Source organism: Sorangiineae bacterium MSr12523 (assembly GCA_037157775.1).
In the GTDB taxonomy this organism is placed as follows: Bacteria; Myxococcota_A; Polyangia; order Polyangiales; family Polyangiaceae; genus Pendulispora; species Pendulispora brunnea.
Window position 1 is genome coordinate 7,917,578 of sequence record CP089982.1, and the last position, 25,238, is coordinate 7,942,815.

19 protein-coding genes are annotated in these 25,238 nt (G+C 61.4%); 10 read left to right on the top strand and 9 right to left on the bottom strand.

Annotation, left to right across the window (positions count from 1 at the left end; translation table 11 throughout):
* On the top strand, window positions 1-1,014 hold the full coding sequence (locus LZC95_31075; GenBank protein WXA90885.1) for a tetratricopeptide repeat protein: 1,014 nt from the start codon (window positions 1-3) through the stop codon (window positions 1,012-1,014).
* 56 nt (window positions 1,015-1,070) lie between these two features.
* On the opposite strand, the gene LZC95_31080 is transcribed toward LZC95_31075, so the two are convergent.
* From LZC95_31080 to LZC95_31090, 3 genes are all read right to left on the bottom strand, one after another.
* Entirely contained in the window at window positions 1,071-2,468 is a 1,398-nt protein-coding gene (locus LZC95_31080) for a hypothetical protein (GenBank protein ID WXA90886.1), read from the bottom strand.
* A gap of 324 nt (window positions 2,469-2,792) precedes the next feature.
* Window positions 2,793-4,004, bottom strand: coding sequence for a hypothetical protein (locus LZC95_31085; GenBank protein WXA90887.1), 1,212 nt, complete (start codon window positions 4,002-4,004; stop codon window positions 2,793-2,795).
* Window positions 4,005-4,063: 59 nt separating this feature from the next.
* Window positions 4,064-5,230 carry a CoA transferase gene (locus tag LZC95_31090; GenBank protein WXA90888.1) on the bottom strand — a complete coding sequence of 389 codons (1,167 nt, stop codon included), beginning with the start codon at window positions 5,228-5,230 and terminating at the stop codon, window positions 4,064-4,066.
* A gap of 364 nt (window positions 5,231-5,594) precedes the next feature.
* On the opposite strand from LZC95_31090, the gene LZC95_31095 reads away from it, so the two are divergent.
* From LZC95_31095 to LZC95_31105, 3 genes are read left to right on the top strand one after another with little or no spacing between them, the layout of a single operon-like run.
* A complete protein-coding gene (locus tag LZC95_31095) occupies window positions 5,595-7,040 on the top strand; it encodes a hypothetical protein (protein ID WXA90889.1) in 1,446 nt (481 codons plus the stop codon).
* 11 nt (window positions 7,041-7,051) lie between these two features.
* Window positions 7,052-8,755, top strand: coding sequence for a hypothetical protein (locus LZC95_31100; GenBank protein ID WXA90890.1), 1,704 nt, complete (start codon window positions 7,052-7,054; stop codon window positions 8,753-8,755).
* A gap of 30 nt (window positions 8,756-8,785) precedes the next feature.
* Window positions 8,786-10,144, top strand: coding sequence for a cobalamin-dependent protein (locus tag LZC95_31105; protein WXA90891.1), 1,359 nt, complete (start codon window positions 8,786-8,788; stop codon window positions 10,142-10,144).
* Window positions 10,145-10,152: 8 nt separating this feature from the next.
* On the opposite strand, the gene LZC95_31110 is transcribed toward LZC95_31105, so the two are convergent.
* Entirely contained in the window at window positions 10,153-10,899 is a 747-nt protein-coding gene (locus LZC95_31110) for an SDR family oxidoreductase (protein ID WXA90892.1), read from the bottom strand.
* 55 nt (window positions 10,900-10,954) lie between these two features.
* Between LZC95_31110 and LZC95_31115 the strand changes: the two genes are divergently transcribed.
* Window positions 10,955-11,971, top strand: coding sequence for a hypothetical protein (locus LZC95_31115; protein ID WXA90893.1), 1,017 nt, complete (start codon window positions 10,955-10,957; stop codon window positions 11,969-11,971).
* Between the two features lie 19 nt (window positions 11,972-11,990).
* Here LZC95_31115 and LZC95_31120 read toward each other — a convergent pair whose 3' ends face one another.
* Both LZC95_31120 and LZC95_31125 read right to left on the bottom strand, forming a co-directional pair.
* Window positions 11,991-12,800 carry a methyltransferase domain-containing protein gene (locus LZC95_31120; GenBank protein ID WXA90894.1) on the bottom strand — a complete coding sequence of 270 codons (810 nt, stop codon included), beginning with the start codon at window positions 12,798-12,800 and terminating at the stop codon, window positions 11,991-11,993.
* 141 nt (window positions 12,801-12,941) lie between these two features.
* On the bottom strand, window positions 12,942-13,757 hold the full coding sequence (locus LZC95_31125; GenBank protein WXA90895.1) for an SDR family oxidoreductase: 816 nt from the start codon (window positions 13,755-13,757) through the stop codon (window positions 12,942-12,944).
* Between the two features lie 173 nt (window positions 13,758-13,930).
* On the opposite strand from LZC95_31125, the gene LZC95_31130 reads away from it, so the two are divergent.
* The 5 genes from LZC95_31130 to LZC95_31150 all read left to right on the top strand — a co-directional run bounded on the left by LZC95_31130 (window position 13,931) and on the right by LZC95_31150 (window position 20,329).
* Window positions 13,931-14,761 carry a hypothetical protein gene (locus LZC95_31130; GenBank protein WXA90896.1) on the top strand — a complete coding sequence of 277 codons (831 nt, stop codon included), beginning with the start codon at window positions 13,931-13,933 and terminating at the stop codon, window positions 14,759-14,761.
* 43 nt (window positions 14,762-14,804) lie between these two features.
* Window positions 14,805-15,320, top strand: a complete 516-nt coding sequence (locus LZC95_31135; protein ID WXA90897.1) for a hypothetical protein — start codon at window positions 14,805-14,807, stop codon at window positions 15,318-15,320.
* Window positions 15,321-15,685: 365 nt separating this feature from the next.
* Window positions 15,686-16,492 carry a hypothetical protein gene (locus LZC95_31140; protein ID WXA90898.1) on the top strand — a complete coding sequence of 269 codons (807 nt, stop codon included), beginning with the start codon at window positions 15,686-15,688 and terminating at the stop codon, window positions 16,490-16,492.
* Window positions 16,485-18,587: a hypothetical protein gene (locus LZC95_31145; protein ID WXA90899.1), complete on the top strand. Its 2,103-nt coding sequence runs from the start codon at window positions 16,485-16,487 to the stop codon at window positions 18,585-18,587. The genes LZC95_31140 and LZC95_31145 overlap by 8 nt, the downstream gene beginning before the upstream one ends.
* The gene (locus LZC95_31150) at window positions 18,587-20,329 is read left to right on the top strand and encodes a pentapeptide repeat-containing protein (protein WXA90900.1); all 1,743 of its coding nucleotides are present in this window, start codon (window positions 18,587-18,589) and stop codon (window positions 20,327-20,329) included. Before LZC95_31145 ends, LZC95_31150 begins: the two co-directional genes overlap by 1 nt.
* Before the next feature lie 27 nt (window positions 20,330-20,356).
* Here LZC95_31150 and LZC95_31155 read toward each other — a convergent pair whose 3' ends face one another.
* The 3 genes from LZC95_31155 to LZC95_31165 all read right to left on the bottom strand — a co-directional run bounded on the left by LZC95_31155 (window position 20,357) and on the right by LZC95_31165 (window position 24,924).
* Entirely contained in the window at window positions 20,357-21,679 is a 1,323-nt protein-coding gene (locus tag LZC95_31155) for a sulfatase (protein WXA90901.1), read from the bottom strand.
* 44 nt (window positions 21,680-21,723) lie between these two features.
* Window positions 21,724-22,599: a hypothetical protein gene (locus LZC95_31160; protein ID WXA90902.1), complete on the bottom strand. Its 876-nt coding sequence runs from the start codon at window positions 22,597-22,599 to the stop codon at window positions 21,724-21,726.
* A gap of 864 nt (window positions 22,600-23,463) precedes the next feature.
* On the bottom strand, window positions 23,464-24,924 hold the full coding sequence (locus LZC95_31165) for an Ig-like domain-containing protein (protein ID WXA90903.1): 1,461 nt from the start codon (window positions 24,922-24,924) through the stop codon (window positions 23,464-23,466).
* Window positions 24,925-25,238 lie beyond the last annotated feature (314 nt).

Genomic DNA, 25,238 nt, shown 5'->3' on the forward strand with positions numbered 1-25,238 from the left:
ATGACTGGAAGATCCCGCCCTCATGCCAAATCGATCGGGACGGTGCTCGCCGCCGCGGCCCTCCTGAGCTCCGCCCCCGTGTGGGCGCAGAAGCCTCCGGCCGAGCGACCAGGTTCCCTGCAACAAACGGTCGACAAGATGGCCGAGGCGCGACGGCGCTATCGACTTGGTCTCGATTTGTATCAGGACGGCAACTACGACGCGGCACGCATCGAGTTCGAGCGCGCGCTGCAAATGGCCCCGAGCTACAAGATCCTCTACAACATCGGGCTCACGTACAAGCAGCTCAACGACTACGTGCAAGCGCAGATCGCGCTCGAGCGCTACCTCTTCGAAGGCGGCAGCGAGATCGCCGCCGACCGGCGCGCCGACGTCGAAAAGGAGATCACCGGCCTGAAAGGTCGCATCGCCCACGTGAACGTGAAGGCCAACGTGCCGCGCGGTACCGTGCAAGTGGACGATGTGGCGGTGGGCGAACTCCCGCTCGCGGAGCCGCTTTCGGTGAACCCGGGACGCCGCAAGATCTCCATCACGCGTCCGGGCTTTCTACCTGCCACCAAGGTGGTGACCATCGGCAGCTCGGAGACGTCGAACATCTCGCTGGAGCTGAGCGAGCTGCCCAAGTCGACCATCCTCGAACGAAAGTCGAATCCGTGGACCGTTCCCACCGTGGTGGGATGGAGCGCGACCGCGGCTGCCGGCATCGCCACGGGCATCCTCGGTGCGCTGACCTTGAATGCGAAGCACGATCAGGAGGAGAAGCTCCAATCGGTGGGCACGAGTGCCGAGGACCGCACCAACGCCCGCGACAAGACACAGACGTTTGCCACCGCAACCGACATCCTCGGGATCACCACGGTGGTCTTCGCGGGCGTGTCGACGTATTTCACCGTGCGATTGCTGAGCCACACGCCGGAAATCGGCGAAGCGGAAAAACCGAAGGACGTCTCCCGCACGGAAATCCGCCTCGTTCCTGCCGGCCCGACGGGCTTGGGCGTCGTCGGCTCGTTCTAGTCACTATGAAAGTGACAACGCCGGCGCTCCATCGAGCGCCGGCGTTTTTCTACCGCTTAGAGCGATTGGAGGAACGCGACGAGGTCCAGCTTTTCCTGTTCGGTAAAGGGGACGCCGGCGGGTTGCGCCAAGGTGAGATCGTAAAAGACGACGACGTCCATCAGGGTCTTCATGCTCCCGTTGTGGAAATACGGGGCGTGCGATCCCAGGTTGCGCACGGTGGGGACCTTGAAGCGGCCAATGTCCAGCCATTTGCCGCTGATGAGCGCGCGACCGGGATCGTTGACCTGGGTCGTGGCCCCGGTGGCAATGTTCTTGAAGGTGTAAATCGGCAACTCTTTGGAGAGGAACCGCTCGGCATTCGTTCCCGGGAGGAGCGCGGGGCCTCCGCCCGAGGAGCCGATGTTGGCGAAAGCGCCGGGCGCTGGGAAATCGTTCCCTCCTTGGTTGAAGGAGGAGTGGCAGCTCGTGCAGAACGCCGTCTGGCCGAGAGGATTCTTCCCAATCGACCTCGAATTGAAAATGACCTCGCCCCGGCGCACCGCCTGCTGTGCGCGATCGCTCACGTCCGTCCATTCCTCGAACAGATTGAACGAGTTCGTATTGCGCGGATTCCGCGGTAGCGGAAGTGCGTTTTCGCCGATGACGAATGGCTGCTTCGAAAGATTGATGGGGCCACCGCCCGCCGGCGATACCCTTCCCAATCCCCATACGACGACCTGCGACGTAAAGACGTTGGTCTCGAAGTCGACGATGCGCTGCTTCTGCTCTTGCGTGAGCGGTCCGCTCGCCTGGGCGTGTCCCAAGGTCGCGGTGTTGGCCTGCGAACCGAGATCCGGCTCGCGGCCGTCCCACATGATGGCCGTACCGGCCACGAACTTCGTATTCGCGGCGGGGAGCGGCCTGCGGTAGAGCGACATGTTCTCCGGCGTGGAGAAATTGTACGGATCTTCGATGCTCTCCAGTGTGAACTCCGCATTCTGCGGCATGGGGAGCGAAATCCGAAAGACACCACGGTTGAGCAAAAGGCCGTACGCCTTCTGCCGGGCCGCTTCGGTGGAGACGTCGGCATCGGGCCTCGTTGCGGCGTCCACCACGGCAAAGAGAGGGTCACGCCCCCGCGTCTTGTAATACAGCCGTTGAATGGTCCACGTCGTGAGCCCCAAACCATCTTCCAGGCGATGGCACGTTGCACACGAGCGACCGTTGGTGCCGAGGTTCGCGAAGAACTCGTTGTCCTCGTCGAACTGGCCCTTGGTCGAGTAATTGGCAAAGATTCCGGCCGGATCGAGGTGATACGTCAAGGCGCCGCGGCGGCGTGCTTCGACTTCGTCCGCGAGTTCCGTTTCCTGCCCGGACTCGATGGCGTTGTCTTCCGCCGGCCGCTCGCCGCCCGAGCAGCCTGCGATGATGGCCGCAGCGAGCAATGAATTGTAAATTCGATGATACCGCATTCCGAGCACCTTTCTCTCGCGGCCACCCGGTGTGGAGTGAGGCCACGAACAAGCCACTGGACGGTCGCCGATCAAGATCTCACCACTTCACTTCGAAGACGTGGACGAGACGTTTCGAAGCGAGTTCCCTCCCCTCACCGTCGACGGTTCCTCGTCGCAGTGAACGACTCTAACACAGAGAAAACCACGACGAAGCGATTCCGCAAGAGCGCAAACATCGCACAATTGCCCATGAACATGGGATTAACCAGGACCGATTTACATCGACGCGACGTGCGAGGGCTTCATGAAATCATATTTCCGCGAGACGCAAATAACGGTGTTTCAATCCGTGCAGAGTGCACGACGCAGACTCGCGGAGCGCAGTTTCAAGTCCTCCACCAGGTGCTGGGAGAGACGGCTCGGCCCTTCGCGGAAGGGGCTGATGTGAAATGCCGTGTCAACCGTGGGATTGGTGGAGTGGCAGCCATTGCAGGTGCCTTCCGTGAACGCTTTACTGGTCTGGGCGTCCACGCCGGGGATGTTCCATGCGAAGCGGAAGGAATCCACGGATCCCCCTCGCATGGAGACGGGGATCTCGTAGTTGTTGGACCGGATTGCGTCCGCATTGGAAAGCACGAAGTCGCGCAACACGGCACTCCCATTGAGGCGCTCCGCCGGGGTATTCCAAATCGGGCGCAGTCGCAATGTGCCATCGCTGGAGAGACCGAACTCGCGCAGCTGCCAGATCCAATTGAGGATTGCCTCGTTCGTACGTACTTGCCCGAGGGCGCTGCCGGCCATTCCCTCGGGATGGGCCCCGCGCACCGAAAACCCATCCGTGACGCTTTGCAGCGCCGCGCGATACCCCTCGTCGAACGATGGGAACTGGCCCAGTGCATGCCAAGCCTTGGCCCACTGCCCCGCCGTGCGCTCTGCCGGCAGCGCGTATTCGAAAATGACGGTCATCGGCAGTGGCTTCGACGCCGGATCGTCCGCCGGGCCATCCGTAAGCGCATAAATGAAGCGCCCTTCGCCATTCACCACGTTGGAACGCTGCTCGCGCACGTCCATTCGATTCGCGATCCCGATCAGCCGAAACGGAGCGCGTGCAAGATCCAGCTTTTGCCCCGAGCAGGTGCTGCAATCGTCGTTGCACGCATTCTCCGGCGAACCCTTGAGCCATGGACAGAGCACGTGCTGATTCATCCCGAGCACGCGATCTTCGTTGGGCCGGTCGAGCGGATACCCGTTGAACTCCGTCTCACTCACCCAATGAACGAACCAATCTCGAACGAATTCGCCAGCGTCCATATCTTGCGGCGACAGGTTCTGCACGGCGTGCCGAAAGCTCCACGCACCGGTGGTACCGTTTTTCGCGCGTCCATCGGAGAGCACGGCCTCGTCGATCACCACCAGCTCTTTCAACTCGTCGACGGAAACGTTCGTGCACGAGTTGTTCACCTTTGGATCCGACGTGCTCGAGCAGGCCGCGGATATGGCCGTGCATACGAGCAAAACCGACATGTCGAGCCCCTTGGGGGCGACGTTTCGCATGTGCTGAACGTACTGCGAAAAGACGCCAGAAACCAGGGCAGCTCGGTCGAAATTGCGAGTCAAGCAATGATGCGTTGGGCGCGCATGGTCGCAATTTGGTCCGGGGAAAAGCCCGCTTCGCGCAAAATCATTTCCGTGTGCTCGCCGGCCCGCGGCGGCGGGGTGTGCGAAAAGGAATGGGCGGCGCCACGATCCGTCACCGGAGTCGCAAATTGCAAAAGCGGGCCCCAGGGAGATGGCAGCTCGAAGAAGAAATGACGGGCACGATGCTGCGGGTCGTCAGGCAATTCGCGTGGGAACGCAATGGGTTCGAGGCAGCAATCCGCATTTGCGCAAAAGGCACGCCACTCTTCGAACGTGCGACTCGCAAAAAGGGTGTCCAGTCGATTGCGCAGCGCTTCTTGGTGCGGTCCAGGTTCGAGTGCCGAGAGGTCGCCCGGGAGGCCAACACTTTCGCAAAAGGCCATCCAGGATTTCCGCTCGGGGGCACTCAAGGCGATGTGCCGGCCATCCTTCGTTGTATAAATCTGGTATGGCGCACACGTGCCCCCGGACACGTCGAGACCGTGTTTTCCGGATTCGTCGTCCGCAAGAAGGGCACCGAGGCTGGGGGTGGTAAAGCCCATTGCCGCCTCGGTGATGGAAATATCGACGATTCGCCCGACGCCGGTGCGGGCTCGCTCCGCAAGTGCGGCGAGAATTCCAACGACGCACCAAATGGCGCCGCCTATCCCCGCGAGGCTGCAATATGGAATTTCCGGCGCGACGGATCCGGTCGGGTCCCCGAGCAGGCCGGCGCGGGCAAGGTAGGCCAACTCGTGCGCGGTGCGCTGAGCGAGAGGACCATCCTGCCCAAAGCTGCTGAACGCACACACGACGAGTCGCGGATTGCCCTCGCGAAGGCTCGCGTGGCCGAGGCCCAGGCGATCGAGCACGCCGGGACGAAAGGGATCGAACAGGACATCCGCGCGGCGGGCCAGCGCGCGAAACGCCACGCGCCCCTCCTCTTTCTTCAGGTCCAGGCAGATGCTTCGCTTGTTCCGATTCAGCGCGAGAAAGAGCGCCGATTCATTGCCACGCCGCGGATACCATTGGCGAATGGGGTCGCCGTCGATCTCTTCGACCTTGTCGACGGTTGCGCCGAGATCTCCAAGGACCATCGTGGCATAAGGCCCGGGTATCAAACGACCCAAGTCCAGAATCCGAATCCCTTCGAGCGGTCGCACTTCAATCCCCTAGGAGAAATTTACCAAATTGCGCACGAGGCGCGGCGTAGAGATATCCGCACGCGCCAGACGACGTCCCGAGACTCAATATAGCCACTCGCTTTCAAAATTCATGACTTTCAATGAGATAGACCGTTCCGCACCGGCTATTGCGCGTGAACCTGACGCCATTCAGACGGTCGCTCGTTCTGGCTAAAGGGCAATCATCAGCTGCACTGGCAAAATCGAACACTGTCGCATATAGGACCGGCGCTTGACAACGAATGTCCGTAATGGTGCACTCCGAGGCGCTAGGGTGTCTTGTTACTTGGATTTGGGCTACTTGGATTTGACCATGCGGCGTCGCGCGTGGCCGGAGGGATGAATGGTGTGGAAGAAGTGGCTCGTCCTCGGCGGCTCCTGCCTCGCCGTGGGGGGATTTGTTTCCGTACTCGCAAGTTGCCTGAAAGATCCTCGCGAAGACGACGCCGTCTATGTCGTCGACGCCTGCGATCGCAACCAATTGTCGGCCGATCCCGGGTCGCCGCACGCGACATTGCGCGCCTTCCTCGAGTCGGGCGATATGCTGCTTCAACGCGCGACCGACGTCGAAACCGAGATGAAAGATGCGTGCAACGCCATCAGCTCGGACCTCGGCCTCACGACGGGTCGCGATGTCGTCGCCGCGTGCAAACCCATTGCCGCACGCGTCGACCAATTGTCGACCATTGCGCCGTTGCCACCTCCCGGCAGCGCATTCTGGGGCGAGCTTCGATTTGCGCCCAACTGTACCGTGCAGGAAACCGCGGTTGCCGAGTGCATGTCCACGTGCGCCGAGGCATGCGACGCCACCAAGTGCGAACCGGACAAATTGGTCGGCGCGTGCGACGGAGAATGCGCCGGCACCTGCGTGACCACCGGTGAGAAGCTGACGTGCACCGGCGATTGCGTGGGCGAGGTTCCGCCCGGCGGCCCCACGACCTGCACGGGCGAATGCATCGGTACCTGCACGGGCCGGGAATGGTCCGGGGAATGCGAAGGCGGATGCGCCGCGCGCTTCACCGGCCGCTGCGCGGGCACGTGCACGGGCAAATGCGACGGAACGCCCATCAATCAACCCGATACCGACGCCGGGTCGGACGCAGGCGCGGCTCCGGCACCGGGCTCGCCCCCGCCCGCGAACGCGGACGGCAATTGCGCGGGCACCTGCGTGGGCGTTTGCAGCAAGGGCGCCAACGGATACTGCGCCGGCGCGCAATGCACGGACTTCAATGCGGGCGCCGGGCCTACGCTCGCGCGCTTTTCCGGCGGCACGTGCGGCACCGGATTGTGCGCGGGCACCTGCCGCTCGGGGCTCGGGACCGGCACTCGAACGCAGTGCAGCGGCAAATGCACGGCCAAGAAGGCTCAATGCGATGGGGTGTGCGTCGGCGAGTGCAAGGGCACCCGCTCGTCGCTCGTCTGCCAAGGCCGGCTGAATTGCGGCCAGAACATCGAGTGCGAGAACGCGTGCCAGGCGCGAGGCCAGCTCGCCATCTCGTGCAACGAGCCAAAGGTGATGGAGGTCTATGCCGTTTCCGATCCGGCGCTCCGGGAGGCATGGAAAAAGCACGGCGCGCGCTTGGCGAAAGCCATTTCCGAGGTGCGTGCACTTCGCAATGCGCACGGGTTCATCGGAAACCGCAGCTACGGCGATTTCGTCAGCATCGGCCTGCAGGGCGATCTCGTACGCGCCTGCGTGGCGCAAGGCCGCACGAACGTGGCCAGCGCCGATACCAAGATTTCCGCCATGGTGAACGCCGACCCGAGCCACCGCAGGTACCAGCAATGAGGAGAGGGAACATGGGTTCGAACGCACGTCGCTGGTGTGGACTCGTGCTCGCAGCGGCGCTGGGCGTCGCCTTCGGCGCGCAGGGCTGCACGTTCACGAGCAACACCACCGCCATCCAGTGCACGACGGAAGCCGAGTGCCTCGAACGCGGCCCCGAATTCGCCGGGACGACGTGCGACAAAAGCACGCGGACCTGCGTCAAGGTCGCCGCCGACCAAGACCTGTGCAAGACGAACAAGGAGTGCATCGACAAGGCCGGTGGCTTGGCGGCCATCTGCCGAAAGAGCGATCACAAGTGCGCGCAACTCACCTCGCCGGAGTGCCCGCGCGTCTATGCGCAGAAGGACCAGCTGCTCAACGACAAGGCCATCGTCATCGGCGCGATCACACCATTCAGCCATAGCGCGCTGGCCGACTTCACCGAGGCTGCGTTGCAGCTCGGTCAGGAAGACATCTCGCGGATCGTGCGCGGTTTGCCCTCGGCCGACGGCTCGTCGGACATTCGCCCGCTCGTGGTCGTCTCCTGCGAGGAGTTCTTCCACAACGGATTCGATGGTCTCGTCGTGGCGGCGAACCACCTCGTGAAAGACCTGGAGATACCGGTCAACATCGGGCCGATTGCGCAGGCCAACGTCCTTTTGGCCGAGGAGCAGGTCTTTCGCCCCAACAAGGTGTTGGACATCATTCCGCTCAGCCTGAGCACGAGCCTCATCAAACCCGAGCCCACGCCCATGGCCTGGGGCCTCGCGGTCAACGACAAGAAGATGACCCAGGTCTCGCAGCTCCTCATTCAAAGGGAGCTGGAGCCTCGCTTGCGTGCGGACGGCGTCACCGAACCGATTCGGGTGGCGATCATTTACGAGGACAACGTCCTGGGCTTGAACACCCGTCGCCAGATGGAGGAGAAGCTTTTCTACAACGGGAAGTCACTCACCGCGAACGTCAGCGACGGGAACTACCTGGCGGTGACCATCGGCAACGTCATCGATCACGTGGGCAATCCAGCGCCCGAGCTCAAGGTCGCGGAGGCGGTGAGCAGCGTGCTCAATTTCAAGCCGCACATCATTCTTCATGCCGTGGCCCCGGGCTCGATTGCGCTCGCCACCTTCCCGCTTCTCACGCAATGGCCGAAGGGCACGCGGCTGCCGTATCACATGGATCTCGTGTCCGTGTTCGGCTCGTTCGTGCCGCTGTACGATGTTTTGACGGCGATCCCGCCGATGCGCAGTCGCTTCTTCTCCGTCACGAACCATCTGCCCCCGGAGCTGCAATCGCGCATCGATCAGTGGGTGCGGCACTTCAAGACGCGGTTCAAGCAGTTCCCCTTGGACTCGAGATCGCCCGGCACGACGTTGGTGCACCAGTGGTACGACTCCGTTTTTCTCGCGGCGTACGCGATCGTGGCGAACGGAAACAAACCGCTGACGGGCGAGAATTTGGCGGCGACGCTCACCCAGTTCAATCCTCCGGGGGGCTTCGTTCGCACCGGTACGGACGATATCACCCGGGCATTCGGCCTTTTGAATTCTGGCCAGGGAATCGACCTCGATGGCCTTTCGGGCAACATGAATTTCGACCCGGCAACGGGCTTCGTCGATTACGACGCCGAGATTACCTGCCCGATGGTCGATAGCAACCGGGTCGTCGATTTCGCGCCGACGGGCTTCTATGCCCAAGGTGATCAGGTACGAGGCACGTTCAAGTGCACTCCGTAATATAAAAATACACGAGAAAGAGGGGTCGAGATGCGGGTTCTCTTGATTTCCGCGAATCGCGAGGTGATTCCATCGCCCGTCGTTCCGGTTGGAGTTCTGGCGCTGGCAGGCGCTGTCCGCGATGCGCACGAAGTCCGCGTTCTCGACCTCTGTTTCGAGCCCGATTTTTTGGGTGCCATCGAAAAGACCATTGGCGATTTCGATCCCGAGCTGGTCGCACTCGGATTGCGCAATCTGCATACGAATGCGTACGACGTGGGAGGGCGCAAGGGTCTGATTCAAAATTACGCCAACATGGCCGCAGCCGTTCGACGAGCGACGCGTGCACCGCTGGTTCTCGGTGGCGCGGGATTTTCGCTGCGACCGAAGCACTTGATGGAACGGCTTGGTGCCGACTACGGAATCGTGGGGGAAGCCGAACGGGCATTTCGTCAGCTGACCGACATGGTGGCGCGCGGGGAGACGCCACCGACCATTTTGCACGGAGAGAACGTCATTCACTCCGACGTGTTTCCCATGCAGCGTCTTCGCCGCAGCGCCACCATCGTGAGCGATCTCGATATGCTGCCGCCCGTCGCACGCGACCTCGCCGATCCGCGGCACTACGAGTGGGAGGGTACGGAGAACATCCAGACGAAGCGCGGTTGCGCCTTCGGCTGCACGTATTGCGATTACCCCGATTTGGAGGGGCGCAAGGTGCGGGTTCGAAATCCCAAGACCGTCGCCGAGGAGGTGCTGGCCCGCGCGCAGGTGCCCGGCGTGAAGTTCGTATTCTTCGTCGACAGCGTGTTCAATGTTCCGCCAAAGGCGGCGCTCGAATTGTGCAACGAGCTCATTGCGCGGGACAATCCCCTGCCCTGGACATGCTACGCGACGCCGGCGGCGTTCTCGCCCGAGCTGGTGGAAGCGATGGTGCGCGCGCGTTGCTACGGCGTCGAGATCGGGACGGACGCGGGCACGGAGCGCATCTTGAAAGCGCTGAAGAAGCCATTCGGCTTGAAAGACGTCCTTCGCACCCGCGAGCTGTGCGAGGAATATGGCCTCATGGACTCACACACGTTCATCCTCGGAGCCGAAGATGAAACGCTGGACGAGACGAGGCGAACGCTCGACTTCGCCGACCAGCTCGACCCGGCCGTGTCCATCTTCGTGGTCTTCTCCGACGATCGCGAGGAGTTCGACGGCGTGCAATCGAAAAATCGCCGCAAAATCCTGGAGATTCTCGCCGAGGAGGCACCGAAACGGCCTGGGTGGGTCGTGCCGGAGCTCGCGCTGGGGCAGAATCATCACGATGCCCCTCCCCCGCGCGGCACCGCGGGCCCTGCGTGGATCATCGCGGCGCGCGAGCGCTGGGCGAGGAAGCGCGGTCGTTCGGCAGCCTTGCCGTAACGATAGAACTAGACAGTGCTTCCGCCGCCGTTCAACGGAATGTACTGGCCGGTGATCCAGCGTGCCTCGTCCGAGCATAAAAAGGCCACCACCCCGCCGATGTCGTCCGGCGTTCCCAGACGCCTCAAAGGCGTAATCTTGGCCACCTTTTGCCTCAATGCCTCGGACTCGTGCGCGGTGACGTCGGTCTCGATGAAACCGGGTGCGGCGATGTTGACCGTGATTCCATGAGGCCCCAACTCTTTGGAGAGCGTGCGGCAGGAAGCATCCATGGCGGCCTTGCCCGCTGCGTGAAGGCCGGTGCCTACGCTCGCGAAGCGCGAAACGATGGTGCTGACGCCCACGATGCGGCCCCATTTTCGATCGACCATGCCCGGAACCGTGGCCGCACACAAAGCATGGAACGCGGCCATTTCCTCGAGCAATTTGTGCTTCACGTCCTCCCACGGCGTGAGATGGAAGGGCCCTGCGAATGCCGACCCCACGAGGCCAACGTTGGCATTGTGAACCGCGGCATCCACCGGCCCGAGTTCGCGCTCGATCGCGCGGACCATGTCGGCCACTTCGGCGTGGTTCGTGGCGTCGGCTTTGAAGACGGCGCCCTGGATGCCCGACTCGCGCAGAATTTTTGCCGCGAGATCCGTGCTCTTGAGGCAATTGATGGCAACTTTGAAGCCCCGCGCACCGAGCGCCCGCACGATGGCGGCGCCAATGCCTCGACTTCCCCCCGTGACCAAGGCGACTTTTCCAACCATCGATTTCCCAATCTATTCAATTTTGGTTCGAAATGGGACCGTTCGGAGAAATTCAATGTCCACACGAGATTCCGGTCGACAACCTGATGTGGCGTTGTTGGAGCTGGTCACGGGCGTCTGGCTCGGCCCGGCCCTTTACGCGGTGACGTATTTGGGCGTAGCGGATGCCATTCGCGCCGGCGCGACACACGTCGACGACATCGCGCGTGCGGTTGGTGCGCATCCCGGCGCGCTTTATCGTGCCATGCGCGCGCTGACGCCGGCCCAGGTCTTCGAAGAGAGTGCGCCTCGGGCCTTTTCCAATGGCCCCATCGGCAAGCTCCTCGAATCCGATGCACCTTATTCGATGCGTGCGCTGGCCCTGCTCCCGCCCCAGGGTGGCCGGGAGATGGTTCACAGCATCAAGACCGGAGAGTCGTCCTTCGAGCGCAAGCATGGAATGAGCTTTTTCGAATATCTCGAAAAGAATCCCAAGTCGCTGCAAGTCCACGCCGATGCGATGAACGCGATGGCACGGCGCCAAGCGCGAGCGCTTTTGACCGTCTACGACGTGACGCCTTTTCGCACGATCGTCGACGTCGGCGGCGGACAAGGCGCCATCCTGCGCGAGATCTTGCACGCCAACCCTGCCGCCCGCGGCATTCTCTACGATCTGCCGAATGCCATCAAAGCGGCCACGCCGAAGATGCAGGAGGCGCGGCTATCGGACCGGTGCGAGTGCATCGCGGGGAGCTTTCTCGAAGCGGTGCCCTCGGGGGGCGACCTCTATCTGCTTTCGTCCATCGTTCACGACTGGGACGACGAGCATGCTTTGCAAATATTGAAGAATTGCCGTTCGGTGCTCTCAGCCAACGCGAAGCTCATTTTGCTCGAGCGCATCGTTCCCAGGGACGTCGACGCGCGGTCGAACTCGACCCTGTTTCTCGATCTCACCATGTTGGTGAGCATGCGCGGCGGTCGAGAGCGCACGGAAGATGAATTCCGTGCGCTCCTCGAGCGATCGAAACTTCGCTTGAACCGCACCATGCCGACCGATTCATGGATCAGCGTCCTCGAGGCCGTACCTGATTGAGCAGCACGCGCCGTTCCAATTAGTTCGGCTTGCGACCTGCAACGGTCAGGCAGACGATGCCCGAGCACAAGCAGCCATTGCGCTCGGCCTCGTCGAGTTCATCCCAAAAGGCTTCGACCTCGTCGGACGTGGCTTGTCGGGATGCGACGAGGTGCTGGATGCGGGTGCCGAGTGCGAGCTTCATGAAGGCCACCGTGTTCATGACCACGCGCGGGACCAACCGCACGTCGCGCAAGCCCGACTCGATGAAGTAGCGCTGGACGCGGCGAGGGGCTCTCCCGCTGGGCAGCCCGTCGGCGAGGCTTTGCGGGATGCGGCGGGCCAAGTCCTCGTTGGTGCTATTGAGAAAGCACATTTCGACTTCGACCTCGGAGGCAACCACGATGCCCCCTGGCCGTGTCACGCGCACCATCTCTCGAACGACGAGGCGCGGATCGGGCACGTGCACCAACACGCGCTCGATGCGACAACGCTCGAACGACGCGTCGTCGAAAGGCAAAGACTGCGCGTCGCCTTCGACGAAGTCCACGGATAGGCCCAAACTCGTCGCGCGCTTTCGCGCTTCCGCCACCATGGCCGCGCTGCGATCGAGCCCCGTAACCTTGCCGTTGGGCGAAACCGTTGCGGCGACCTCGCACGTGTCGACCCCGGCGCCACAGCCAACGTCGAGCACACGGTGACCATTTTCCAGCTCGAGGAGATCGATGATGGTTCGTTTGACGAGGAGCTCGTCACCGATGGCCCTGCGCGCATCGAGGAATTGAATGAAGGCTTCGGGACGCTGCGCATCCACCGAATGAAAACGAGTCGGATCGGCCTTTTCGTTCATGGTCGGCTCCTTTTCCCCGAGGCTATCACCACATCGAGCCGCCCGCGCCATTGTCGAGGCCGAGTGCAATTTGGCAGCACGATGTGCCAGACACTCGAATAGGAGAGTGCAATTCGAGATATAGCGCCACGCGCCTCACGGTCAGCGCGGAATACCCATTTCACGATACCAGCGGGCGAGGACGCGCTCTTCGGCGTAGTGCTCCTCCGGAGAAATGGCATGATCGGTATTCACGACGTCCAACTCGACCCAGCCGTCGTGCCAATGCGTGAGGTACGGGGCGGAAGCGGTGACCACATCGGATGGGGTGAGCCAATAACGCGCATCGGCATAAGGTCGCAATGTGCGCTCGTTGCCCGTATCGGTGGTGCTGACATTGACAATGACGCCACGGACGCTCCCCGGCATGAGGGCGCTGACGCGGCGAATGAAGCCGCGCAGGAGATCTTTCGAGCGCGTGTAGGACTGCCATTGGCGCACGCGGTACTTGTCGGCGACGGAGCCGAACGCGCAGAGCGTGAGCCGGCAGCACGAGCTCCGCGCAAGCTCGAGCAGCGCGGTGGCGATGTTGACGAAGGTCGTCACGTTCGAGTGGTAGACGGTGTCGTCGATGCCATCGCAATCGGCATCGTGCTTGGGGGCGCCGTCGGCTTCGAAAGCGAAGGCGCCCACGGCATGCACGAGAACCAACTCATCGGCCGCGGTCGGCGCCAGGTGCTGGAGCGATCGCGACGTTACGTCGGCATCGAGCAAATCGACACCATCGAGAAACGCGTGCGGCGATGCCGAGGGCGGCCGTCTTCGCGTGACGCCCACGCCACGCCAACCGGGCAACGAGGCAAAGTGGTCCAGGTACGCGCGCCCCATCGCGGCCGCCGCACCGGTCACCACGAGCACGTGCGAGCGCAGGGCCGGCTCCGAGGCGGGCGACGCGCCCGGCCCATCGAGGCGAACCACCGCGACATTCCGCCGCTTCCGAACATGTGACCGAGCCGACCGTACCATGCGCGCGAGCCGCGCGACCGTGCCCCCCGCGGCAAGGTTAAACGTGACGCAGCGAGGCCGATCGTCAAGGTGAGGGGCGCGCGGACGCGAAACGCATCGCGCGAACTGTGCTAGCCCAAGGGACGATGCTCATGCTTACCCGGGGGACCACGCTATCCCTGGCCTCGATGCTCTTCTTGCTCGGGTGTTCGAGCTCGAGGACGACCACGCCTCCGCTCTCGAAGAATGCGCGCGAAGCCATTTCGGTTTCGGCGGCCTCTTCGCCACGTGGTCTTGGTTCGGACACGGTGGTTGCATCCTCCTCGGCGGAGACACCGTTGTCGACGAAATGGCATATCGTCATCGTTTCGCGTGCGGCCATCTCCATCGATGCGGGGCCTCCCATCGTACGATTACCCTTCGCTGAAGCACGCGATGGCATTTACATTGCTCCACTGGGCGAGGTGCTTCGCGCCATGGATCACGGGCACGAGCTCGTGTTTGCCTTCGATCCCGCCACTCCGTATCAACTGGTGATACAGACGCTGTACACGGCCTCCGTGACGGAGGTAACGAAGTTCCACCTCGCCGTGCGCCGAAATGGCTCGCCCACCGAGTTCGTCTCACGCGCCTCGCCCGCGACGGGGGCGGGGAATGCTCCGTCGTTGGGGCTCGTGGTTCTCGTCTCGGACGAGGGCGCCTCGATTCGCGTGCGCGGTGGCTACATAGGGGCGAACTGCGCATTGCCACGCGAGAATGCGTCGGCGCTGATGGCAAAAGGCGTGTTCGACATGGGGAGCCTCGCCGCGTGCGCAGGCAAACTGCGGGCACGCTATCCCGAAGCCGAGGATCGCGTGATCATCGGCGCCGCGCCCTCGTTGAAATGGGAGACGCTCGTGCGCGTGGCGGATGCCTTGCGAGCAACGGGGGATGGGATCCCGCTTTTTCCGAGTGTCGAGTGGGCTGTGGTGCCCTGATGCGTGCGCGTCGCTCGGGGATGCGCACGGGGAAGACGGCGCGATGAAACGTCTACTTCGGGCGCTTGGATGGCCCCTCGTGGTGGCCAGCTTGTCGACGTCGGCCTCGTGCTCCCGGAAGAACCCCGCCGAGAAGGGTAGAACGATGGACGCGACCTCACTCGAGGTAAAGACCGATATTGCCAAACTCGGAAAATACATGTCCGTGCCTCCCGCCGGCGTGGAGTCGGTGCGGTGGGTCGCCGTGCCCGATCCCGATCAATCGACATGGGTTCCCCCGATTCTGTATCGGTTCTATGTCTATTACCGAATCAATCCCGCGATGTGGCCCGAGGTGGAGAAAACGATCGGCCCCGCGCGCGAACACGAAACGATGAGCATCCCCACCGAAGTCGCCGCGGTCCTTCTCGAGTCGCTGGCCGACGGTCTGCCCCACGACGGTAGCCGCGTTCGCGTCGAGGGTCCCGGTTATGACACGACATGGCTCGGCACTTCGAAAAGTGCAGCCGTGCGATATCGCGATGGCCTACTCGTCACGGCGCCTTGGCAATCGGACTAGGTAAACGCAGCGCCGTCCTGTCGAGCGGAAGCCACTCGGCCGGATCACGAGGGTTCCAGGTTTCCTCGTGCTGCTCAATTGAAGTCGGGCTTCGCCCGAGGCCACGCGCTCGGGGTAGGCTGTGGTGCCATGATGGATGCACCTCGCTGTAGAATTCACGCAACACGGGGTGGGAGCGGCCGATTTAAGGGTGTGATGGCCTCCAACTCGGTAGCATCAGCACCGTGATCTCGCTCTGGCGACGAGGCTTCGGCAGGGAGTCCTCCTGGGATGTGCACAACGCCCCCTCGGGTGACTACCGCATCACGATTGTCGGCGAGGGAGGCGACGCATCGAAGCGCTTGTCCAACAAGGATGAGTTCTGGATGAGATGCAGAATCCAGGAGATCGTGGGTTGCGCCACGCCGTACACGCTCTTCGCACTCGATCCACGAGTGGTACAAGAGCTGCTCGATCTGCACGAGGCGGTGTACCCCACCGCGCGCCATCCGCGGGCCCGAGAGCTCCTGCGAGAGCGGAATCATGGCCCCTACCTCAGGGCAATTGGCAACGACTTGGAACGAGCCGTCCGCCACGGACTCCTCTGCGTCGAACCGCTCGATCGAGGATCCCTGCTCGTCGAGCGAGAGGCCCCTGAGGAACGAGCGCCTGAGAATCCGAAAGAAGAGGAGACGACGACGGTCAAGTTGCAGCTCGTCAGCCAAGACGGCTTGGCCATTCCTGAAGTTGCTTTCAAGGTCCACTTCGCGGACGGCAGCGTACGAGAAGGGCGGCTCGATCGACAGGGAGAAGCGACCTTGCGGGACGCCCCTTCCGGTGCATACGAAATCGAATACCTCGATTTCGATCAGATCCGTGCGCGAGCTTTCGCAGCCCGCGCGCATCGCGCGATTGCACAGCAAGAAATTCCGGCCTTGCTCGGTATACTGAGTCAGTCCTCGACGCTACTGCGGTTCATCGCCGCGGCTTACGAAGCCTATTTCGACGACGCAGGTCAAGGATTCACGAAAGCGATCAAAGGAGTCGTGGCAGGCACCGAGAACGAGGGCGTCGTCGAGTACTTCCTGACCGTAGGTCGCGTAGACCCCGACGCCAAAGGCACCGTCGTTGCCATGAGAACGCCAACGCCCGGCACCTCGGGGGACGATCAGGGGGGGACGGCCATTGGCTGACATCAACGACTATGAAATCGTTGCCTCGCCGCAGGCACGCGCCGTGAGCGTGGGCGCCGTCATGACGTTCACCCTGGTGAAAAAACGTCCCGAGGCGAAGGATCCTTCGACGCTCCTAACCTGGTGGTTCGTCGTCTTCCCAAAGAGCGCTCCGTTCTGGGCGACCAAAACGAGCCAACCCGCCACAGGCCGCCCCGTGGTTTGGGAGCGCGTAAAGCTCGACTATCAAGGACGGCACAGAATCGTCTGCTTTGTCGACGAGGGGGCGGTGCAGTTTTCGTACGACCAGGAGGTGGCCCCCCTCGGCGACGTGCTGGCCCTTGGACCCGCACTCGTCTTTCAGGCTGACGACCCGAACGGGGTTCTCGATGCGGTGACCCGCGAGATTCACATTATCGAGCAGATCGCCAAAGAGAAGCCGCCCCGTCCCGGAGAAGTCGAAGCACGGCACAAGAAACAATGGGACAAGCTGATCGAACTGCGCGATCGCCTACCGAAGCGACTTGAGTCAACCCAAGGTAAGCAGCGGTTCATTCTTGCTGCAGAGCATTTCGACCGAGAAACGCAGCGACGCTCCAAGCTCCGCGTCTTTGCCGTACGGACGGGCCGGAATGCTTGGAGAATCGTGGATTGGACGGACCCAACCATACAGACCCTCACTGGTGAATACGACGGTGAGTATTATGGTGCCGGCATCGCGCCACTGGCAGCATTCGACGCAGCGCTCGCCAAATGGAAGGAACAGAATCGCTATCCCGCAGGCGCCATACGCATCAAGATCCCAGATATTCCCGACCTCGGGACGAACATCGAGCGCCAGTTCGAGACCGATGGTTCGAGCTATGGGGATAGCGTTTCCACATTCTTCAACCGGCTCGGTCTGGTCGCAGCGGCGGTCGCAGGCGTCGTCACCCTCGTGGCACCCGTGCCAGGGTCGCAGGTCGTATCCGCAGCAATCTGGGTATCGATCTTTTCGAGCAGCGCCTCGGCAGCCATCAATATCGGCCAACGTTATGAGGAAGGATTCAACAGCTGGAAAGCCGACGCCTTCGATGCACTGACCATCGTTGGCAACGCACTTGGAGTGGGTGCCATTTGGAAAATGGGCGCGCAAGTCACGGTGCAGACCAGCCGCGGCGTCATAAACGCCATTCTAGTTGGGCAAGTCGGCACCGACTTCGTGCAGGGAATTCTCCTCACAAAGGAGGCGTGGGAGCAGTACAAGGCAATCGAGGCGGACCCGAATCTCACGCCCGCGGAAACGCTCGAGAAGGCTTGCGCGCTCCTGACCAATCTGGTCGTCGCGGGACTTCTTTTCCGCATCAATGTAAAAGGGACCAAGCTCGACGCCGAGAATCTCACCAAACAGCCGAAACAGTTTCCTGGCCCATCGCCAAAGGAGAAGCTGGAGAAGCTCAAGAATCCTAAGGAGAAGCTCGATCTACGAAATTCGCCAAAGGCCGAAGGGCACACCAAAGACGGCACACACAAGACAACGGTACAAGTCGATCAGGAGGAAGCGGCCCCGCATGTAAAGGGGACGAAGCCCGGACAAAAACCCGAGCGTTTGGCGCAAAAGACTGCGACGGTCAACGGCAAACCGATCCCCCCCGATGGGCAGGGACGCGTACACCACGGAACAAGCCAGATCCCTCCTGAGGTGGCTCTGAAGGACGGATTGCCTGCAAAGGGAGACAACTGGGACCTGCATTCGCATGCCGAAGAGCTCTGGAAGTACACGAATAACAATGTCAACGATTCTGCCTTCCGCGGGGCGACCCTCGAGCCTTCGGGTCCTCCGGGCACAAGAATAGGCGCAGCCTATTGGGCGGACGAAGGAGGCTGGGTCTACAAGATCAGAGGTGTTCCGTATTGGAACGTCAATAAACAACTTGAAGGGAGGGTGCGCCGGGCGGATGGTACGTATCGCGGAAATCTGATGGTTGCCGAAGGCGAATTCGCGCTTCCTGCGCGCATCCCACCACAGTACATCGAAGCCTGGGGTATTGTGGTTGAAAGGCGAGGCAATCTCAAGGTGGACGAATGGCATGCAAACCCGAACTTCAACCCCAACGATGACAGCGGAGCGCTCTGATGGAGGAACATCTTCGGCTTCGATGGTTGACGCAGCAAGGACACCGCCTCAGAGCCGCCGTCCTTCAGAGTTTACGCACCAACGATGAGCATTGGGGTGACAAGCTTCGCGAGCTCCCGTTCTCCGAAGAAGTGCCCAGACACGAGGATCTGCGTGGGATCGACTTCTCAGGTGAAGACCTAAACGGCGTCGACCTCGCGTTCGTGCACCTTGACGGCGCCCGATTCGACGGATGCCAACTAGAACGCGTCGCACTATCCAATGCACGACTCGCCGGAGCTTCCTTCATCGGCGCTCGATTGGCCCGAGCGAACCTGACCCAAGTACTCGCCGACGATGCGACGTTCGAGGGTGCCGACTTGAGCGACGCCTGGTTGGATAGTGCACGATTTAGAAGAACCTCGTTTCGTAAAGCGACACTTATCGGTACTCATCTGGGTAGCGCCGAGGCCATTGGAGCCGACTTCCGAGGCGCAGCAATCAATAATCTCGACATCTCGGGCAGTGATCTTACTGGAGCATGCTGGGATGGTGAGGAAGGCACGATCCTCGGCAGGTGGTACGCAGTCACGTCGGTCGGCCTCGCCTCCACCGAGCAGTTGGAGTCGGTCGTCAACGGCGGCTCGATAACAGACAGGGTACGCGATTTGCTCGCACAGACGGAAGCGACAGTCGCGAGCTCGCCGGAACGTTGCTTCTCGTTCGAAGCAGATGGTGTGGCGACCCTTAGTGTGGCTGGGCAACGCTATTGTGCCGGGCAATTTTCGACACCGAGCATCGGCGAACTCAAAGCTAGAATTCAGAGTCGACCAAGTGCAAAACAAGGCAGCATTCGTATTGTAAAGCTGGCCGGCGTCCACCCTCTAACGGATATTGGAACACTACAGGCGACTGCACCCGAAGGCACACTCTTTCAAGTAGCTTCGCACTTCAATTCCTTGTGGGCGCGCGGCTCGACCATACTTCCGGTGCATCGATATCTAAGCTACAGTTCGCAAGGAGGACGGGCGTCGGTTTCGGCATTTCCAGGAACATTCCTGCGCCACTATTTCATGCAATCGAAGGGCGGAGAAGCCTTCGAACAAACGGACGCCGGCGCACTCAACCTTCTCGAAGATGTCTTCGACGAATCGGTTGCTGAGATACGAGCGGGCCATCTTGCGATTAACCGTGTTCGCGATCGTACGCGCCTCGCGACAGTGCTCGAAGAACGATTCGACCATATACGCGTCGGTGTTCACGATCAGCTCCAGGTCGTTTTCGGTTGCGACTGGGGTGGACCGGTGCCCCGCGGTTCGCAGCAGCGCATAGCGCAAGTCTTTACGTCAACCGTTGCGCTCGGGGAACATGGTCCGGACCGCAGTTGGGAGGAAGTCGCGATTGCCAAGAGTCTCCTGAGAGCCGCCTATCTCGGGACCCTCCTTGCAGCCATCGATCTTGGAAAGCGGAGAGTTGTTTTCACCTTGCTAGGGGGCGGGCCATTCGGAAATCTTCAGAATGACGTAGCAGAAGCTATTTTTTTCGCAATCGCTGAAGCCGAACCGTACGTAGATGGCTCACTTACCGTGATCATCAATACGCGTTCACTACCTAGTCTGATCCCGGACGACGCTGTCTTCGCAACGCATGGTGTGCCCATAACTTTCGATGGAAAGGTCATTGCGAACAGACTGACGCTCCCGGACTTTGAGAGCCTTTGGAAAAATAGTTGGACTGAACTCCAAACGAAAACGCAGACGTAAAAAAATTCGGACGAAACCAAACAAGCGCTACTTCTTCCGATACCCGCCATTGAGACATCCCTCTTTGCACTTCGTCGGTGGGACGTCTTGTAAAGGCTTCTGGCGCTCTTTGTAGAGTGCAACGATTTCCTTCGAGGCGTCGGTGCCGCGGATGGGCGTGAGTTCGCCGGGGTCGGCTTTGATGTCGAAGACTTGGGGGAGGTCGGCTTCGCCGGAGGCGATGACCTTGAGGTCGCCGTGGATGAAGGCGCGCTTGCGGTCGTTGTCGCTCGTGGCGGGGAGGTCGATGAGGATGTCGCGCGGATCGGCGGCGGTGCCGCGGACTTCGGGGACGAGGCTCTTGCCGAGGAAGGAATCGGGTGGGGTGAGGCCGAAGAGGTCGACGATGGTGGGGGCGATGTCGATGGCGCTGCGGGGTGTGTCGATTTTTCGCGCGGGGACGCCGGGGAGGGAGACCAGGAGGGGAACTCGGACGAGGTTTTCCCAGAGTTCGAATCCGTGGACGTATTGTTTGTGCTCGCCGAAGGCCTCGCCGTGATCGGCGGTGATGATGATGGCCGTGCGCGAGGCCCAAGGGCGTGAGGCGATGAAATCGAGGAGCTTGCCGACGTAGCGGTCCGTGAATGTGACTTCGCCGTCGTAGCGGTCGCGCTGCGTTTTGCCCCACGAGATGCCATCGTGGGTCATGTACTTGTCGTGCGGGTCGAGGAAGTGGACCCAGGCGAAGAAGCGGCCCGAGTCGGCACGCGGATCCGAGAGCTGACGTTCCGCAATGGCCTCGAGCTCGGGCGAGGTGATGTTCTCGTCCGTGGTGTTGTTCCACTTCAGATTGGGAACGAGCTCCCAGGAGTCGAAGCCTTGCTCGAGACCCGACTTTTTGAAGTAGCCGTGGGCGTGCGCGCCCGACGTGTAGATTTTGGCGTCCTGCAGGAGCTCGGGGAAGAACAGGTTTTCTTTGGCGTAGGTGCCAAAGAAGTAGCCGTCACGTTTCAGTTCGCCGGGGAGGCGCCCCGAGAGGAAGCCTCCCACGCTCATCGAGGTGTACGACGAGAGCGAATACGCGTGCGTGTACTCGACGGCCTTCGATGCGAATTCCGTGAGCCGCGGAGCGATGGGCTTCGGGTAACCGGCCCATGGCATGTCCGCCCGGAGACAATCGATGGTAATGAGGACGACGTTGAGAGCGTTGCGCCCCGCCTCGGCGCTGGATGAGGCCTGCGGGGTTCCCTGCGTCGCGGATTTATCGGTACTCGCAGCAGCGGCCGGTGGTGTGGCGCTCGCCGACGAGGTCGATGGTAAGCCTTGCGCGGGTTTGGGGTCTTCTTTGCGTGCACACGCGACGAGCGCCATCGTGCAGATGGCGCCAATCGGGAGCAACGCTCTCGGTCGGTTAATCACTTGGTCAGGAAGACGCGGGCGAAGGAGAACGTGTTGGTTCCGGCTTCCACCTTGATCTTGCCGGTGTACTTGATGTTCGAGGCTTTGGGATCCGCATGCGGATACTGCTTCACCACCGTGCAACCGGATGCCGCACTGGGGGTCACGCTAAGCTGGACATTCTCTCCCGGCGTAACGTTGTAGATGGCGACAGCCGGCGTGTTCTGATTCTTCGTGGTTTGTTGCGGTTGATTCATGGGAGCGACACTCGTCACGCTCGTGAAGTACCGAACGATGTTGTCGGTATCGCCTGACCCTGCGTCCGAACCACCCGCGTCTCCTCCGCCATCGCCTGCATCTGTTCCAGCGTCAGTCGCCGCACCGGTATCGATTTTGATGACGACGCCGCCATCCTCCGTACAAGCGCCTTCCAAAACGATTCCGACAGCAAGGATACCCTTATCTTGCTTCACTTTAGGGGTGTCGCTGCTTTCCAATAATGCCAACAAGGTCGGTTTGACCCCCTGGGAGATGTACTGGGTCGGCCCACGGTCGGCGTCGCCGGACAATTGCCACTCTTGTTCAATCAAGGTGAGGTACTGGGAGTGTGTTACACGCATGAAGAATGGCGTGTCCTTGGTCGTGGCAATCGAGTACTTGCCATCTGCTCCCGAAGTTCCGCTACCCGAGCCAAGCGTAATGGTAGCGTCCTTCACCTTGGTCCCCACGGGAAAATCGAGCAGGGTTCCCGACTGCTTCGGGCCCGTCGCCGGGGCATCCGTCGAGGTATCCTTACCGGCGTCCGTGCCACCGCCGCCACCCGAGGTGTCATCGGACGAACATCCGACGAACGCGACGCCAAGACCAGCAGACAAGAGACCAAGTGCTGTCAATGTTCTAAATGATATAAAGGACATGCTAATACCTCGTGGTTATTAATCGCAAAAGCAGCGATTGAGCCTTCCTACGTAACTATCCGTATCGTGTTCAACCCGAACGGGTACACCGTTAAGGGCCGATAGCGAGAGAACCCGCCGCGGCCGCGGCCGCAGTGAGGACGGGCGAATCGAGCCGCTGCCAACGACCTTTAAAGATCCCGGTCGGGGAAACGGAGACGATGGCAGCACGGCCGGTCGAAATCGGGCTGTCGTGGCCGGCGACACTGATATTGGTTGAGCTGTCGCCTTGGCCGCATGCCCCGGATCCAAATGTCGCGGTGCGGGCCATGCGGCAAACAAAATTGACGGGGCTGCCATCTCGCTTTGGCGCACGTTCATCAAGATCACCCTTGGGAGGAACGTCGTTTTGGCGCGGCTTGCCCTGCGAAATACTGCGGCGACGCGTGATCTTTGTTGGCCAAGGCGGTCATCGGTTGCGTGCTCAGGTTTGACTCGTGATTCCCACAGGTTCGCCCCCGTTCGCAAGAGTTGGTCCACATTAGGCGCCAACCTACCTTACGGTCACAGACGCTCACTGGACCATCGAAATCGATGGTCTCACCAGATCGCCTTCGCAGACACGCACGTTCGGAGCAGCATCCGCGCTCATCGGCGGGCTGCCGCCATGACACAACGCATCAAACCTCGTCGACTCGTCTCTCACCCGGCCTTTCGCCAGCACGACGACATTGACGACGCCGAGATTGCGTGCCGGACGTGCCCAAGAGCGACGGCGTTGAGAGCGAAGCAGCCGCACCGACGCCAAACGAGGCCGGACCGTAACCCGTAACCTGTCAGCGTGGATTCGGAATCACACGACTACTTATTCAGGCGTGCCACCTGGATTCCGTTGGCCGCACCCCATGAGATGACAGGAACGCCCCTCGAGTCGATCACGATTCCTCCGACGAGCCCTCCTCCGAAGGGCACTGGGGCCGAAAGTGCGGTCCATCCGCTCGTCGTCACTTCTGCGACATGCACATCGCCTTGTTGGTTGTTCGACCACGCTGCGAAAAGACGCCCTTCGTTGTTTCTGGCGATGTACGCCGTAGCAGCTTGGTTTGGGCAGGCGCCAATTGGCGAGCCGATGGTGCTCCACTGCGCTCCGTCGCCCCGACGAAACTGTAGGTCGGGGAAGCATCCGAACACGACGGGCTTGTCGTTGGCATCCACCACCAGAGCACTCCTAAAACTCCCAACCGCGCCAGGAGACCCCACCGATGTCCAGGCGCTTCCCGTCCACGTGAGCACATATGCGTTCGATGGGGACGAAGACGACTGGTACATGGCGTAACGCTTTCCCGTTTTGCTAACCGCAATATTGGGAAAGAAGGCACTATCTGAATTTACGTTTAGAGGGTCGCCTTCTGTTGTCCATATATTGTTCGCGAAGGACTTCACATACATCTTCAGTCCGTTATCCGTCACACCAGTATGCGCCAGCAGGACCTTTCCTGTCGTGGGCTCGACGGCAATGGATGGCCCATTTTGAAAGCCAAGAGCGCCCGCGGGAGCCCCATGCGTTATCCCCCCGAGGTCAACCCAACTGGTACCGGACAAGCCCTGCACTTGAGTCTCAACCTTGCCTACGAAAGCAACGAATGGATCGCCATCCTTGTTGACCGCCAAAGTCTCGAGTGAAGTCGTCTGTCCGCTATTCAGCGGTCCGCCGCGGCGAGTCCAGTCTCCACCAGTGGGGTCAATCGTATTGACCGCAACGTCGCCACCGGTGAAGACACTGATTCGGTCCTTGGAATCGATCGCCATCCCATTCGCCGCTAGATAGGCCTGCGCTTTGGACGAAACCGGTTTGCCGACCCGCAACCAAGCCGGCAGTGTCCAACTCCACGACTTCTTCTCCGCGACAGCGCCCTCGCGCGTGCGGATCTCGTTGATCGTCAGCGTCAACTTCGTCGGCGCCGGGATCTCCGCAACCGGTGTCACCGTGACCGTCTTCCCGTCGTCCGACTGCTGCACAGTGGTCGCAATGACGGCGGCGTTGGGCCCACTAAGTGTCATCGAGGACGGCGTGACCTGGACGGGCACGTTGTACTCGATCGTGATCGGCGCGTGGATCGAGACGTTGTCGTCATTTTCGGCAGGCGAGACGGAGACGATGGCTCCCGGTTGCTTCACCACGCCGCCGTCTCCTCGGGCGTCGCCGCCGTTGTCGCTTGAGCTGTCGCTCGAGCCGCACGCTCCGGATCCAAATGTCGCGGCGAACGCCAGCGCGGAGAAAAGAGTGGACGGAGCTGCCTTCGCGATTCGATGCATGCGCATGATGCCTCACCTTGGAAAAGGTCGGTCGTTTCCGGTCGTCTCTCTTATATCGACCGCGCGCTCACTTTGTTGCGGGGAAATGCCCCCCCGCGCAAACGCCGCAGCATTTTTTTGCCGCGCCAGGATCCGCGCGTCGCGGTGGTCGCGGATGCGGGGCAACGTCTTCGCACTTTTGGCGGCGCGCAGATCCGTCGAGGTCGTGAGCGAGGGAGACGCGTGGACCATCAACTCGGGGCACCCAAGGGGAGCGACGAAGCGCGCTTGCCCGAGACCGGGGTTCTGTACCGTGACGGCGGTCTGCAGGTTGGTGCGTG